The following is a 210-nucleotide window of genomic DNA, read 5'->3' on the forward strand; positions in this document are numbered from 1 at the left end:
ATGAAGCCCAACCGATTGTACCGAGCAACAACAGCCCGATCGAAGCACAAAAGCTCCGCCTGATTGACGACAACAGCCAATACCAAGCCCTCAACCGACGCAACATCCGCTACCATCGTAGTGATGCGACAGAACAATTTGATAGCATCACCAGTTTTATTGGACAACGCAGCCTACAACCCACCGCAGTCCACCTACAACGCTGGCAAG

General features: G+C 51.9%; 1 protein-coding gene. It reads left to right on the forward strand.

Going from position 1 to position 210, the window contains the following annotated elements; genetic code table 11:
- On the forward strand, positions 1-210 hold a 210-nt coding region (locus tag AC1M9I_RS14745), incomplete at both ends, for a hypothetical protein (protein ID WP_481611230.1).

The sequence above is a fragment of the Acinetobacter sp. ANC_7553 genome (assembly GCF_056779895.1).